At 64.3% G+C, this 13,282-nt stretch carries 16 protein-coding genes; 11 read left to right on the top strand and 5 right to left on the bottom strand.

What is annotated here, in order from left to right; translation table 11 throughout:
- Positions 1–702, top strand: a 702-nt coding sequence (locus tag JWN03_RS15055) for a hypothetical protein (protein WP_297614843.1), incomplete at its 5' end; no start/stop codon positions are given.
- A gap of 102 nt (positions 703–804) precedes the next feature.
- Here JWN03_RS15055 and JWN03_RS15050 read toward each other — a convergent pair.
- Positions 805–1,539 carry a helix-turn-helix domain-containing protein gene (locus JWN03_RS15050; protein WP_297614841.1) on the bottom strand — a complete coding sequence of 245 codons (735 nt, stop codon included), beginning with the start codon at positions 1,537–1,539 and terminating at the stop codon, positions 805–807.
- Positions 1,540–1,855: 316 nt separating this feature from the next.
- Between JWN03_RS15050 and JWN03_RS15045 the strand changes: the two genes are divergently transcribed.
- Positions 1,856–1,993, top strand: coding sequence for a hypothetical protein (locus JWN03_RS15045; RefSeq protein ID WP_297614839.1), 138 nt, complete (start codon positions 1,856–1,858; stop codon positions 1,991–1,993).
- Between the two features lie 98 nt (positions 1,994–2,091).
- Here the strand turns inward: JWN03_RS15045 and JWN03_RS15040 are convergent, their stop codons facing one another.
- Positions 2,092–2,592, bottom strand: a complete 501-nt coding sequence (locus tag JWN03_RS15040) for a MarR family winged helix-turn-helix transcriptional regulator (protein WP_297614837.1) — start codon at positions 2,590–2,592, stop codon at positions 2,092–2,094.
- A gap of 104 nt (positions 2,593–2,696) precedes the next feature.
- Between JWN03_RS15040 and JWN03_RS15035 the strand changes: the two genes are divergently transcribed.
- On the top strand, positions 2,697–3,629 hold the full coding sequence (locus JWN03_RS15035) for an EamA family transporter (RefSeq protein ID WP_297614835.1): 933 nt from the start codon (positions 2,697–2,699) through the stop codon (positions 3,627–3,629).
- 80 nt (positions 3,630–3,709) lie between these two features.
- A complete protein-coding gene (locus JWN03_RS15030; RefSeq protein ID WP_297614833.1) occupies positions 3,710–4,348 on the top strand; it encodes an NAD(P)-dependent oxidoreductase in 639 nt (212 codons plus the stop codon).
- Between the two features lie 114 nt (positions 4,349–4,462).
- Here JWN03_RS15030 and JWN03_RS15025 read toward each other — a convergent pair whose 3' ends face one another.
- Positions 4,463–5,197, bottom strand: coding sequence for a S1 family peptidase (locus tag JWN03_RS15025; RefSeq protein WP_297614831.1), 735 nt, complete (start codon positions 5,195–5,197; stop codon positions 4,463–4,465).
- Positions 5,198–5,443: 246 nt separating this feature from the next.
- On the opposite strand from JWN03_RS15025, the gene JWN03_RS15020 reads away from it, so the two are divergent.
- The 3 genes from JWN03_RS15020 (at position 5,444) to JWN03_RS15010 (ending at position 6,826) form a co-directional block, all read left to right on the top strand.
- A complete protein-coding gene (locus tag JWN03_RS15020; RefSeq protein ID WP_297614829.1) occupies positions 5,444–6,199 on the top strand; it encodes a MerR family transcriptional regulator in 756 nt (251 codons plus the stop codon).
- 97 nt (positions 6,200–6,296) lie between these two features.
- A complete protein-coding gene (locus JWN03_RS15015; protein WP_297614827.1) occupies positions 6,297–6,566 on the top strand; it encodes a type II toxin-antitoxin system Phd/YefM family antitoxin in 270 nt (89 codons plus the stop codon).
- Entirely contained in the window at positions 6,563–6,826 is a 264-nt protein-coding gene (locus JWN03_RS15010) for a type II toxin-antitoxin system RelE family toxin (RefSeq protein WP_297614825.1), read from the top strand. Before JWN03_RS15015 ends, JWN03_RS15010 begins: the two co-directional genes overlap by 4 nt.
- A gap of 20 nt (positions 6,827–6,846) precedes the next feature.
- On the opposite strand, the gene JWN03_RS15005 is transcribed toward JWN03_RS15010, so the two are convergent.
- On the bottom strand, positions 6,847–6,972 hold the full coding sequence (locus tag JWN03_RS15005) for a hypothetical protein (RefSeq protein ID WP_297614823.1): 126 nt from the start codon (positions 6,970–6,972) through the stop codon (positions 6,847–6,849).
- A gap of 93 nt (positions 6,973–7,065) precedes the next feature.
- The gene (locus tag JWN03_RS15000; protein ID WP_297614821.1) at positions 7,066–8,265 is read right to left on the bottom strand and encodes a hypothetical protein; all 1,200 of its coding nucleotides are present in this window, start codon (positions 8,263–8,265) and stop codon (positions 7,066–7,068) included.
- Positions 8,266–8,563: 298 nt separating this feature from the next.
- Between JWN03_RS15000 and glf the strand changes: the two genes are divergently transcribed.
- From glf to JWN03_RS14980, 4 genes are read left to right on the top strand one after another with little or no spacing between them, the layout of a single operon-like run.
- Positions 8,564–9,760, top strand: a complete 1,197-nt coding sequence (glf, locus tag JWN03_RS14995; protein WP_297614819.1) for a UDP-galactopyranose mutase — start codon at positions 8,564–8,566, stop codon at positions 9,758–9,760.
- Positions 9,757–11,697, top strand: a complete 1,941-nt coding sequence (locus JWN03_RS14990; protein ID WP_297614817.1) for a glycosyltransferase — start codon at positions 9,757–9,759, stop codon at positions 11,695–11,697. Before glf ends, JWN03_RS14990 begins: the two co-directional genes overlap by 4 nt.
- Positions 11,694–12,293 (top strand): phosphatase PAP2 family protein, encoded by a 600-nt coding sequence (locus tag JWN03_RS14985; RefSeq protein ID WP_441342995.1) that lies wholly within the window; start codon positions 11,694–11,696, stop codon positions 12,291–12,293. The genes JWN03_RS14990 and JWN03_RS14985 overlap by 4 nt, the downstream gene beginning before the upstream one ends.
- A 29-nt stretch (positions 12,294–12,322) precedes the next feature.
- Complete coding sequence (locus JWN03_RS14980) at positions 12,323–13,270, top strand: decaprenyl-phosphate phosphoribosyltransferase (protein ID WP_297614815.1); 948 nt, start codon at positions 12,323–12,325, stop codon at positions 13,268–13,270.
- Positions 13,271–13,282 lie beyond the last annotated feature (12 nt).

Raw genomic sequence — 13,282 nt, 5'->3', positions numbered from 1 at the left:
GCGATGTTGTTGTCGCCGGTGGGGTCTGTGGCTGAGGCGCTTACGGTGGCTATCATGGTTATTCAGGGGTTGGTGGATCATTGGGATCAGATTCGGGCTGGGTTTGATTGGGCTTTGAAGAATGTGTTGATTCCGGTGGCGGATTTCTTCAAGACTGCGTTCAGGGTTTATATCACTCCGTATCGGGTGGTGTTCGATCTCGTTATGGCTGGGTTCAACGGGATGGGCGGGGTTGTGGGGAGTGCGGTGAGCACTGTGCAGTCGGTGGTTGCGGGGATCGTGATGGCGATCGGTGGGATTTTCCAGAAGTTGGAGATTCATATTCCCAGCGTGTTGGGCTTCGGTGGCGGTGACTTCGGGTTGAAGCCTGTTGGTGACGCGATGGTGAATTGGGCGTCGGCGCGTATGGCCGATGGTGGTGTGGTGCGGGCGCGGGGTGCCGGTGGTGTGGTGCGGTCGTCGGGGATTCATGTGATGGCGGTGATTGATCAGTCGGTGGTGCGTGCTGCGCAGGACGAGCGGCGGAAGGTCGGGTTCGCCTATCGGCCGCCGTTCTTGCATGACGGTGCGTTGGCGCGGTCGTCTGCCGGCGTGGGTTCGCGCACGATCGATTTGCGGGTGCCGGATGTGGATTCGGCGTTCGCGCAGATCAAGTTGTTGCAGGCGCGGCATGACATGCGCCTCGAATCCGCCGGCGTGTAGCAAGTTCGGCTCCCTAGAGACCGGAAAGGTGCGAAGCTTCGAGTGCTCATACATCGCACCGGGCGACGGGGATGGGTCGGCCGGAGTCGGATTCCCTGACCCTCAACGGTGTGTCGTTCGCGGCACCAAGCGACAATGCCACCAGGGGCGGTGCGGGTACTCGGGGGAGTAGATGCGGATGCTCATTTCGTGTATCCGCCGATCGGGGCGGTTTCGGATCCGGATGTAGTCGTTGTCGGGGCCCGCTACGGAGGGACCGCTGTTCCACATGTCGTCCCACTCCGGGGTCTGTTGGCACTTTCTGATTACGCTCACACTTTCCTGGTCGGCTCCGACGTTCGGTGAAAGCATGCGCAGCACATGGATCACTCGGCGAGCTTCCTTGTGCCACTCCACCATTACGTCGTGGGCGGCGGGGTTCAGAAACATCCATTCCACGAAGCTCGAGCCTGCTCGCAGTCCGGGGAATGTCTGCTCGTGTTCGGCGTTGGCGGCGACGATGGTGAATGCAGGAAGCCCGTAGAAGCACGCTGGGCCTGCAATGCTCTGAAGGTCGGCGCGATCGGCGTGGGTCGGCTCGCACGGCTCCGTGCCGGCGTGCGGGTCGTAGAGCAGCCCCGGGAAGCTGAGGCTGAGGATGTGCTTTCGGTACAGCGGGGGCACGTCCAGCTGCTTCAGCAGCACCTGCATGGTGTTCACCGTCGTCGGGCGGGTGCCGAGTTCTACCTTCTCGATGAGGGATGCCGAGATATTGGCTCGTTTGGCGAGTTCGGTCCGGGTGAGGTGGGCGTCCAGACGGCGTTGGCGAATGTAGTCGCCGAATGGGTTGTTGGACAACGGCTCTCACCTTTCTCAGGGCAAATTGTATTGGGGTCTGTATCTGGGTATCCCACGGATTGTGTGGCCGGACTTTGTTGAACTCTCATCTCGTTATCACGGATAATAGAACATATGTTCGAACAATAGCTGAAATGGTGCCGCGACCTGCGGATGTGGGCGTGGCGCCGTTGGGCTAGGGGTGGAAGGCGGTCATGTGGACTGGATGGATGAGTGTGTCGGCCGGCGGATCGGGCGGGCAATGGCGAAAGTGGGTGTGAGCAGGGCGGATCTTGCTCTCAGCCTCGGGATGTCCGATCGGTGGATTGCTGATCGGATGTCGGCGCCGGCCTCGTTCGAGCTCGGTGAATTGATCCTGCTCGCTGCGGCACTCGACCATGAAGTCCTCGACCTTCTCCCCGACGCGCAGTGTTCGCTGTGGCGCGGGTGTGAGGTCTGCCGGACCGAACGCTGAACTCACACACTGCAATTCAAAGGCGGCACTCCCAAATAGGGAGTGCCGCCTTTATTGCTGTCCGATTTGTCGCATTTATTTCGATCATTTCGGCTGTTTCACGTGAGGCTGGTGTCGCCGAGCGATTCGGAGAGGTGGCGGAGGAGCCTCACGATTTGCTTGCGGTCGGTGGGGGTCAGGGCGGATATGAGGCGTTGTTCGTTGGCTGCGTGCAGGGGGAGGAGGCGGTCTACCAGGTCGCGGCCCTCGGGGGTGAGGCTTACTCGGATGGCTCGGCGGTCGGTGGCGTCGGGGATTCGGGTTACCAGGCCCTTGGTGGTCAGGCGGTCTATGCGGTTGGTGATGGCGCCGGAGGTGAGCATGGCGGCCTTGTTCAATGCGCCTGCGGTGAGGCCGGTTTCGCCGGCGGCGCGGCGGAGGGTGGCCAGGACGTCGAACTCCCAGCGTTCGAGGTTGTGGGTGCGGAAGAAGTCGATCAGTTCGCGGTCCAGGACCTGGGCCAGGCGGGTGATGCGGGCGACGATTTCCATGGGGGAGACGTCCACGTCGGGGCGGACTTCTCGCCAGGCGGCGGTGATCTGGTCTACGGCGTCGGGCATGCGGGCTCCTGTCGCGCGGAAATAATCTCAACGTTGAAATACTTGACGTTGAGGTATATGCGTGGTTTTATCTCAACGTTGAGATTATCAAAAAGGAGCTAATAATGAACATCAGCACCCGCACCGGGGTTTCGGGGTACGCCGGGACGCTTGCGCTGACCGGGCTCGCGCCGCTGGTGTGGGGTTCCACCTATGCCATCACCACCGAGTTCCTGCCGCCGGATCGGCCGATGTTCACGGCGCTCATGCGGACGCTGCCCGCGGGGCTGCTGTTGCTGGCCATCACCAGGAAGCTGCCGCACGGCGAATGGGTATGGAAGGCGGGGATTCTCGGGGCGCTGAACATGGGGATGTTCATGCCGTTGCTGTTCCTCGCCGCATACCGGCTGCCGGGCGGGGTGGCAGCGGTGCTCAGCTCCGCCTGGCCGCTTTTCGCGCTGGGGCTGGCGGCGATTGCGCTCAACGAGCGGCTGACGGTCAGGAAAGTCCTTGCGGCAGTGATCGGTATCGGCGGCGTCGGGCTGGTGGTGCTGCGGGCGTCCGCCACCCTCGACACGCTCGGCGTGATCGCCGGGCTCGGGGCCGCGGCGTCCATGTCGGCCGGAGTTGTCATGACCAAGCGCTGGGGACGGCCGGAAGGTGTTACGCCACTTGCCATGACGGGGTGGCAGCTCACCGCGGGCGGGCTGTTGCTGGTGCCGATCGCACTCGGCATCGAGGGTGCGCCGCCGGCGCTGGACGGGCGGGCCATCGGCGGGTACCTGTACCTCGGACTCATCGGCACCGCGCTGGCCTATGCCATCTGGTTCCGTGGCCTGGCACGCGCCAATGCCACCTCGGTCGCCTTCCTCGGATTGTTGAGCCCGCTGTCGGCCGCCATCATCGGCTGGGCCGCGCTGGGGCAGTCGCTGACGCCGCTGCAGGTGCTCGGTATGGCAATTGCCTTGGGCGGCACGCTCCTCGGACAGCTCGCGACCGCGCCGCGTAAGACAACGCCCGCGCCGGAGACAGCCGTGGCCGCGTCCACTGCAGCCTGACGCGCCCAACGCTCGCGCCCCAATCCGCTGCCGCAGCTGGTGGCAGCAGGCTCACCATTCCTCGAAGGAGATCAAAAGCCATGATTATCACCGTTTTCGGAGCAACGGGCGAAGTCGGCAGCCGGGTGATCACCGAAGCCCTGCGGCGTGGACATGATGTGCGCGCCATCTCGCGTGACCCGAGCCGGGTTCGCGGACTGCCCGACACCGTCGAGGTGCGCGCGGCCGATGCCTCCGATGCCGATCAAGTAGCGGCCGCGGTCGCAGGGAGCGATCTGGTGATCAGTGCGACGCGACCGGTGCCGGGCCAAGAGCATGAGCTCGCCCAGGTTGCTGCCGCACTACTGGAAGCATTGGCGGACAGTGAGATTCGCCTGCTCGTGGTGGGCGGGGCGGGCAGCCTCATTGTTCCGGGCACCGGCGCGATACTCAGCGAGCAGCCGGGCTTCCCCGCCGAACTCCTGCCGATCGCCGATGCCTGCAATCAGCAACTGGCGGTGTTCCAGCAGTCCGGCCATGCGGTCGACTGGGCCTACCTCAGCCCGGCCGCGCTGCTGGAGCCGGGCGTGCGCACCGGCGTCTTCCGGCTCGGCACCGACGAACTCCTTGCCGATCATGAAGGCAATTCCGTCATTTCGATGGAGGACCTCGCCATCGTGCTGCTCGACGAGGCGGAACAACCCGAGCATTACCGGGCCCGTTTCACCGCTGCCTACTGAGCTCGTTTCATCGCTGCCGACCAACCGAGAACAGCACCCGCATCACGCCGAACGAGAAGTGGCGCGGGCTCCTAAAACTTCGGAGCCCGCGCCACTTTCAGGTCAAAGCGAGGTTCAGAAGGGGTGGAACCCCGCACCCACGCCACCGTGCCGGTCGATATCCGCCAGCACCATCGTCATGGTTGTGGACAGCTCCGGCGCGTGGATCAGATCCCCGGCCCCGGTGCAGGCCGGCAGCTGGATGTCGATCGGCCCGGCATCGAAATCCGTTCCGGCGACCACCATTCCGACCAGGCGATCGCCCAGGATCACCGGCGCACCGGAGTCGCCGTGATTGGCGCACACCTGGCTGCGGAACCAGTTGCGATTGGTTTCCCACACCGGTCCACAGGTGTAACCGGTGGTGCGGCCGTTCTTGCACGCCATATCGCCGATATTCGGCGGTGCCCCGACGCTGTTGATCACCGATTGCGCCACCTGCTTGGTCGGATTGACCCGGGTGGGATCGAAATCGATGACGGACCAGTCGTTTCCGGCGCTCTTGTTGGCGATCACGCCGATGCCGCCGCTGTGCGTGTACTCGGCGGCAATGCGCGCGCCGACCTCGCCGCAGTGCCCGGCGGTAATGCCGACCAGCTTGCCGTCGTGGTCGTAACCGATGGTGGTGAGTGTGCAGTCGGCGAGAGTCGTCGGATCGTCGAGCTGCTCGACGTAGATGCCCGAGCCGCCACCGAGTGTCACCACGGGCGCCGCGTCGGCGGTTCCGGTGAGCAGGAAGGTGGTGGAACTCAGGGCAGTCGCGACGACGGCCGCCCAGGACAGAACTCGGGCGCGGCCCGTAACGAACATGGTGTTCCCCATCCCCCGGAAAAGAATCGAGCGGCGCGTTGAAAGCCGGTTCCGCCAGCGCGCGTGTGGATCGTGTCACGGGCCGTCTCACCGAAGCAAGTCGATTGACCAGTGACCTATTCGATGGCCTATTCGCCGGGCTGCGTTTGATCCGGCGGGCGCATAATGAATGGGCCTTGACCTTGACGCTACGTCAACTTGCATGCTGAATGCATCGAGGTCGAACGAGCGCGGGAAGGACGGAACGTGGCCACCGAATGGTCGATCCAGGAACTGGCGAAAGCCGCCGGAACCACGAGCCGCACGCTGCGGCATTACGGTGAGCTCGGGCTGCTGGCGCCCACCCGGATCGGCGGCAACGGTTACCGCTATTACGACCAGAACTCCCTCGTACGGCTGCAGCGCATCCTCTTGCTGCGCGAACTCGGACTGGGCCTCCCGGCCATCGCCGAAGTTCTTGCGGGACAAAAGGACACCGCTGCCGCCCTGCGCACGCATCTGGAATTGCTGAAACACGAGCAGGACCGGATTGCGCGGCAGATCGCCTCGGTGCACACCACATTGCACAAGACGGAAGCAGGTGAATCACTCATGGCTGATGAGGTTTTCGACGGATTCGACAATAGCCAGTACAAGGACGAGGTCATCGAAAGGTGGGGTAGGGACGCCTGGGAGAGCGGCGACCGCTGGTGGCGCGCGATGAGCGACGCCGACAAGAAGGCGCACTTCCAGACCCATCTCGACATCGCCGCCGACTACGGGCGGGTGCACGCCGCCGGGCTCGCGGCCGGCAATGACGAGGTGCAGGCCATCGTCCAGCGCCACTACGACTGGGTGACGCTCGGCGGGCAGGGCAAGTGCCCGACGGCGCAGTATTTCAAGAACCTCGGCGAAATGTATGTCGCCGACCCGCGATTCGCGGCCAACTACGACAAGCACGGTGCGGGCACCACCGAGTTCGTCCGGGACGCCATGAACGCGTACGCCGACACCCGGCTGTAGACGAATATCGGACAGCCGCAGCGGTTTTCGGTGTCGGAGCGGTGTATTCGGGGAATCGGAGCTGTGGTGTGTACGCATATCGGTGTACACTTCGACTATGACCGACACGATCAATGTCCGCCAGCTACGCGAGACCCTGTCGGCACGCTTGGATGCGGCCGAAGCGGGGGAGTACACGGTTATTACTCGCGACGGCCAACCGGCCGCAGCGCTGGTGCCGATCGACGTATTCAATACGATCGAGGACGCCGAGGACGAGCTGCTCGCCCGCAAGGCGGATGAGGCGTGGGAGGCGGAAAAAGATCAGCCGCGCGTGGCGATGGCTGAACTGATCGCTGACATGTTCGGGGAGCGGGAAGCGGGGTGAAATACGGCTTCGAGTTCCTGCCCTCGGCGGCTCGCGCTCTGCGGGCAATACCGCAAACCCAAGCGTTGCGCATCCTCACCGAGCTGTCGAAGCTCGGCGACGACCCTTACTCCACAACCGCTGACGTGCGAAAACTTGTTAGGCGGGAAGACTATCGACTGCGGGTGGGCGACTACCGGCTGATCTATCGGATCGAGGACGGCCGTTTGGTGGTCCTGGTCGTGCAGGTCGGGCACCGGCGCGAAATCTACGATCGGTGACTCGATAACTTCGGTGAATCCTAGTGTCGCGAAACAATGTCTGGCAATTCACCGTCGAGTGTTTCGCGCAATTTCGCGAGCCGCCACAGTAGGGCCGAGCCGGAGAGCGGGTCGATCACCGGTACCGAGTTCTTGTCGGCTTCCATGCCCTTACGATGCCCCTATCTGTTCGTGCAACGCATGGAAACGCGCCAACGGACCGAGGGAAGCTCGAGCCGTTGGCGCGCGGGGCTACCGAATCAGGCTGCGCCGCACATGGACTGCATGACGCCGCGCAGGATCGGCATGCCGTACGTGGTCGGTGCGAAGGCGAGGGCCTGTGCGATGCCCAGCGGGGTGGTGATGGTCGAGGCCACGCCGGTGAAGCCGGCAATGGTGCTGCCGACGGTGATAAGCAGGCTGGCGGTGTCCAGCGTCAGCGTGATCATGTCGAAGGCGTTCTCCACCTTCACATCCGCCAGTGGCACCGTGTCCAGGCCCTTGCCCTCGTAGATGTCGAAGCCGAGGTTCGACAGGAAGGTGAGCGGGCCGTAATCCATGGCGTTCACCAGCGGGCCGAGCTGTTCGATACGGCGCATCAGCACCGAATGTGCGACCCGGTTGTCACGCAGGAAACCCTGCAGCGCATCGGCATTCGCATTCACGGCGGCCGGATCGACCGGCAGTCCGGCGGTGCGGGTGAGGAAGTTGCGGGTGCGCTCAACCAGATCGGAGGTCTTGAGTTCGGCCAGCGGGGTGCAGGTGCCGTCGGCCTTGGTCAGCTGATTCGCCAGATCCATGAGCGGCTGCGGGACCGCCACATGCTCGTCCGGCAGCGGCTCCAATTGCAGCTTGTCGTACGCGGTGGGGGCGGTGCAGGTGCGGGCCAACTGCGCCTGGATGGAACGCGCCAGTGACTTCACGCCGGTGAACATCGCGCCGACGATCGGCTTGAGAATGAAACCGACGGTCGGGATCAGGCTGAAGGCCAGCTGCGTCGGAATCTTCACGATGCGGGTGCCGAGAATGAACACCTCGATCACGTCGGAGACGGTGATCGTGGACAGTGAGACGGTCTGATCGATACGGCCGGTGCGGATCGCGTCCAGGTCGTTGACCAGGTAGGACACGATCGGATCGTCGAGGAACTCGAGTCGATCACCCGTTCCGGTCGGATCCATGGGCAGGCCGCGCCGGTGCACGTGCACCTGGGCGATGGTCTGGCGGAAGTCGTTCACCTGCTGGTCGAAAGCGGCCTGCTGACCAGCCGGAACAACGGTGCGAACGGCGGTGGCGGCATTGGTGACAATGTCGTCGAAGGTTGCCGCACCATTGCCACACAGGCCGACCGAGTCGGCTACCTGGGTACTGGCGAGGGTGTTTTCGTCGGCGTGCGCCGGGGCTGCGGTGGGAATCAGGGCGACGGTGCTGAGTACGGCCGCGAGGGTGAGTGCGCCCATGAGAGGGGCGAAACGGGTTAACCGCATGGTGGGAGGTCGTCTTCCGGTCGGCGGGGAGGCACGGCCGCATACTGCGCACGGCAACGATCTGGACGAATGTTCAGGTCGTTGCGTTATGAAATACAGGTCTGATGACGGATCTGTCCCCAGTTCGGTTAACTCTGAGCGAAATCCTGGACGACAGCTCCCTCGCATGGGGGATGACCACCACCGGTTCCGTCCGTAACCTGGATCCCCAAAAATCCCACCTGCCGGAGCCCACGCGCGCCGATATCTTCTTCCACTACGCTGGGCTCCCGTGACCGTCGCATCCCCCTTCGATCTCATCGTCGTCGGCTCCGGCTTCTTCGGGCTGACCATCGCCGAACGCACCGCCAACCTGCTGGGCAAGCGGGTCCTGGTGGTCGACCGCCGCTACCACCTCGGTGGTAACGCGTATTCGGAGGCGGAGCCAGAGACCGGCATCGAAATCCACAAGTACGGTGCTCACCTTTTCCACACCTCGAACAAACGGGTGTGGGACTACGTGAACCAGTTCACCGAATTCACCAACTACCAGCACCGCGTGTTCGGCCTGCACAAGGGCCAGGCGTACCCGTTGCCGATGGGTCTGGGCCTCGTATCCCAATTCTTCGGCCGCTACTTCACCCCCGCCGAGGCACGTGCGCTCATCGCCGAGCAGGCCGCCGAGGTCGAGTCCAAGGAAGCCGCCAACTTCGAAGAGAAGGCCATCTCCCTGATCGGCCGCCCGCTCTACGAGGCGTTCATGCGCGACTACACCGCCAAGCAGTGGCAGACCGACCCGCGGGAACTGCCCGCAGGCAACATCACCCGCCTGCCGGTGCGCTACACCTTCGACAACCGCTACTTCAACGACACCTACGAGGGTCTGCCCAAGAACGGGTACACCGCGTGGCTGACCAAGATGGCCGAGAGCGACCTCATCGAGGTGCGCGTCGACACCGACTGGTTCGACGTCCGCGACGAGCTCCGGGCCCAGAACCCGGATGCCCCCATCATCTACACCGGCCCGCTGGACGCCTACTTCGACTACAAAGAAGGCGAACTCGGCTGGCGCACCATCGATTTCGAGACCGAAGTGCTGAAAACCGGTGACTACCAGGGCACCTCGGTCATGAACTACAACGATGCGGACGTGCCCTTCACCCGCATCATCGAGCCGCGCCACTTCCACCCCGAGCGTGACTACCCGAACGACAAGACGGTCATCATGCGTGAGTTCTCGCGCTCCGCTCAGACCGGCGACGAACCGTACTACCCCATCAACACCCCCGACGACCGCGCCAAGCTGCTCGCCTACCGCGAGCTCGCCAAGGCCGAAACCGCTTCGTCCAAGGTGCTTTTCGGTGGCCGCCTCGGCACCTACCAGTACCTCGACATGCATATGGCCATCGGCGCCGCGCTCAGCATGTTCGACAATGTGCTGCGCCCGCACCTGGAGACCGGCGCCGCGCTGGTGGACACCGCCGAATGACCGCACAAGCCACGTTGGAAGACATGACGACCGAGACTCGCGCCAAGTCACTCCTGCAGCGCATCATCCTGCCCAGGCCGGGTGAGCCCCTCGACGTACGCAAGCTGTACCTCGAGGAATCCGATACCAACGCCAAACGCGCGCACGCCACCTCGCGCACCTCGCTGTCCATCGGCGCGGAATCCGAGGTGTCGTTCTGCACCTACTTCAATGCGGTCCCGGCCAGCTACTGGCGGCGCTGGAGCGTATTGCAGTCGATGGTGCTGCGCCTGGAGCTCGCCGGCCACGGGCGGGTGGACGTGTATCGGTCCAAGGCCGACGGCTCGCGAATCCACGTGCAGGGCAACGAGTTCAGCTCGCCCGGGGATGCGCAGGACACCCTGGTCGAGTTCGAGGTGGATCTGGGCCCGTTCGAGGACGGCGGCTGGAACTGGTTCGACATCACCACCGACAGCGCGGTGCAGGTGCGCAGCGGCGGCTGGTACGCGCCGATCGAGGCGCCGGGTGAGGGCAGCATCGCCATCGGCATGCCGACCTTCAACCGCCCCACCGATGCGGTGAAGACCATCACGGCACTGGGCAACGACCCGCTGGTGTTGGAGAAGATCAAGGCCGTCATCATCCCCGACCAGGGCAATCGCAAGGTCGTGGACGAGCCGGGCTTCGCCGAAGCCGCACTGCCGCTGGGTGATCGCCTGGCCATTCACAATCAACCCAATCTGGGTGGGTCCGGTGGCTACAGCCGGGTCATGTACGAGGCGCTCAAGACCACCGACGCCGAGTTCATCGTCTACATGGACGATGACATCGAGATCGAACCCGACAGCATCCTGCGCGCGCTGGCCTTCTCGCGTTTCGCCAAGTCGCCCATCCTCACCGGTGGTCAGATGCTGAATCTGCAGGAGCGCTCGCACCTGCACACCATGGGCGAGATCGTGGACCGCTCCATCTTCATGTGGACCGCGCCCGCGAATGTCGAGTACGACCACGACTTCTCGAAGTACCCGCTCAGCGACCGCGACAATTCCAAGCTGCTGCACCGCCGCGTCGACGTGGACTTCAACGGCTGGTGGACCTGCGTCATCCCGCGCCAGGTGGCCGAGGAGATCGGGCAGCCGCTGCCGCTGTTCCTCAAGTGGGACGACGTCGAATACGGTTTGCGCGCAAGGGATCACGGTTATCCGACCGTCACCCTGCCGGGTGCGGCCGTCTGGCATATGGCGTGGAGCGACAAGGACGACGCCATCGACTGGCAGGCGTACTTCCACCTGCGCAACCGCCTGGTGGTCGCCTCCCTGCACCTGCCCAACGACGGCCGTCCCATGGTGGTCAACACCATCAAGGCGACGCTGAAACACCTGCTCTGCCTGGAGTATTCGACGGTGGCCATCCAGAACGAGGCCATTCGCGACTACCTGGCCGGACCGGACAAGCTCTTCGAGCTGCTGCCGACCGCGCTCGGCAAGGTGCACGCCATGCGCAAGGAGTTCCCGGACGCCGTGGTGCTGCCGTCCTCCACCGAACTGCCGCTGCCCAGCCATGCCGAGGTGGGTGCGGTCGGCGAACCGTCGAACCCGCTCTCGAAGATCGCCCGGCTCGGCAAGGGTGTGGTGCACAACTTCCGCAAGGCCAACACCCGCCACCACGACGTCCCGCAGCTGAATGTGCCGACGCTGGATGCCCGCTGGTATCTGCTGTCACAGGTGGACGGCGTCACCGTCACCACCGCCGACGGCCGCGGTGTGGTCTACCGCAAGCGGGATCCGCGCAAGGCCGCCGAACTGTTCCGCGAGGCGCTGCGCCTGCGCAAGGAGCTGGCCGAGCGCTTCCCCGAGGTGCGTGAGCAGTATCGTGCGGCGCATTCACATCTCACGAGCAAGGCCGCGTGGGAGAACACCTTCGGGATCACGAGCGACTCAGGGAACGAGAGCAAATGACCACGCCCGATACCCCCCAACGGGCTAGCCGGTCGGCCACCGAGCCTGACCGCGGATTGCACGTCGTCCCGGAGACTCCGGTGACGGCCCCGCCTGCCGAGGTCAAGATCCTCAACCTGGTGCAGGGCACCATCGGCCGGAATCCGGCCGTGGTCGAGGTCGCTCGCGGTATGTCGCATTTCGGCGATCATTCACTCGGCTGGATCGGCATCGCCGCGGTGGGGGCGCTCGTCGACAAACCGCGCCGGCGCGAGTGGGCCGGGGTCGCCGTCGGTGCGTTCGGTGCGCACGCCGCCTCCGTCGTGATTAAGCGAATCGTCCGCCGGCCGCGCCCGAACGATCCATCGGTGCAGGTCAACGTATCGACGCCGGGCAAGCTCAGTTTCCCGTCCTCGCACGCGACCTCCACCACGGCAGCGGCGGTGTTGCTCGGCAGGCTCACCGGGTTACCCTTGCCCGCGGTGCTCGTCCCGCCGATGCTGCTTTCCCGGGTCGTCCTCGGGGTTCACTACCCATCCGACGTGCTCGCCGGTTCCGCGCTGGGCGCCGCATCAGCTGCTTTTGTGCTTGCCGCCGAAAAGAGACTCGCGAAGTGACCGCGCAGGAAGAAAGAGCCGTTGTTGACATGAGCGAAGAGCCGACCGGCGTTGACCTGGACGAAGGTGTCATCAAGGGCCCGCCGAAGACCCTTACCGCAGGTTTGGTGAAGGCCGTTCGCCCGCGCCAGTGGGTCAAGAATGTGCTGGTGCTGGCGGCGCCACTCGCCGCGGGCAAGGACGCGGCCGGCCATCTCGTGGTCAATGACATGCAGGTGGTCGGGCACGTCGCCATCGCCTTCGTGGTGTTCTGCCTCGCGGCCTCGGGCATCTACCTGGTCAATGACGCACTGGACGTCGAGGCCGACCGAGCCCACCCGACCAAGCGTTTCCGGCCGATCGCCGCCGGTGTGGTTCCGGTGAATCTCGCCTATGCGCTGTCGCTCGTATTGCTGGTCGCGTCGCTCGCGTTGTCGTTCGTGGCGTCCTGGCATCTGGCCGTGGTGATGGCCGTGTACATCGGCATCCAGCTGGCCTACTGCTTCGGTCTCAAGCATCAGGCCGTGCTCGATATCTGCATCGTCTCGTCCGGCTTCCTGCTGCGCGCGATCGCCGGTGGCGCTGCCGCCGATATCAAGCTCTCCCAGTGGTTCCTGCTCATCATGGCTTTCGGTTCGCTGTTCATGGCGGCCGGAAAGCGCTACGCCGAGTTGAAGATCGCGCTCGACACCGGCGCCAAGATCCGCAAATCGCTGCAGTACTACACGGCCACCTACCTGCGTTTCGTCTGGACCCTGTCGGCCACCGCGCTGGTGGTCTTCTACGGGCTGTGGGCGTTCGAGCAGGGCCGTATCAAGGACACCGACTGGTTCGCGATCTCGATGGTGCCCTTGACCATCGCGGTCCTGCGCTACGCGGTGGACGTCGACGGCGGTGAAGCCGGAGAACCCGAAGAGATCGCCCTGGGGGACCGGATCCTCCAGTTCCTCGCAATAGCCTGGATCGGAGCGGTAGGTGTCGCTGTCTATCTCACCTGACGTGGTAGAGGG

The sequence above is a fragment of the Nocardia sp. genome, assembly GCF_025465275.1.
GTDB lineage: Bacteria > Actinomycetota > Actinomycetes > Mycobacteriales > Mycobacteriaceae > Nocardia.
Note: the sequence above shows the minus strand (reverse complement) of the source record. Positions and strands in the feature narration are given on the sequence as shown.

Coding starts and splice junctions, on each gene's coding strand:
- JWN03_RS15045 (WP_297614839.1), top strand. CDS start 1,856: ATGTCGGCGCCGGCCTCGTTCGAGCTCGGTGAATTGATCCTGCTCGCT.
- JWN03_RS15040 (WP_297614837.1), bottom strand. CDS start 2,592: ATGCCCGACGCCGTAGACCAGATCACCGCCGCCTGGCGAGAAGTCCGC.
- JWN03_RS15035 (WP_297614835.1), top strand. CDS start 2,697: ATGAACATCAGCACCCGCACCGGGGTTTCGGGGTACGCCGGGACGCTT.
- JWN03_RS15030 (WP_297614833.1), top strand. CDS start 3,710: ATGATTATCACCGTTTTCGGAGCAACGGGCGAAGTCGGCAGCCGGGTG.
- JWN03_RS15025 (WP_297614831.1), bottom strand. CDS start 5,197: ATGTTCGTTACGGGCCGCGCCCGAGTTCTGTCCTGGGCGGCCGTCGTC.
- JWN03_RS15015 (WP_297614827.1), top strand. CDS start 6,297: ATGACCGACACGATCAATGTCCGCCAGCTACGCGAGACCCTGTCGGCA.
- JWN03_RS15005 (WP_297614823.1), bottom strand. CDS start 6,972: ATGGAAGCCGACAAGAACTCGGTACCGGTGATCGACCCGCTCTCCGGC.
- JWN03_RS15000 (WP_297614821.1), bottom strand. CDS start 8,265: ATGGGCGCACTCACCCTCGCGGCCGTACTCAGCACCGTCGCCCTGATT.
- JWN03_RS14990 (WP_297614817.1), top strand. CDS start 9,757: ATGACCGCACAAGCCACGTTGGAAGACATGACGACCGAGACTCGCGCC.
- JWN03_RS14985 (WP_441342995.1), top strand. CDS start 11,694: ATGACCACGCCCGATACCCCCCAACGGGCTAGCCGGTCGGCCACCGAG.
- JWN03_RS14980 (WP_297614815.1), top strand. CDS start 12,323: ATGAGCGAAGAGCCGACCGGCGTTGACCTGGACGAAGGTGTCATCAAG.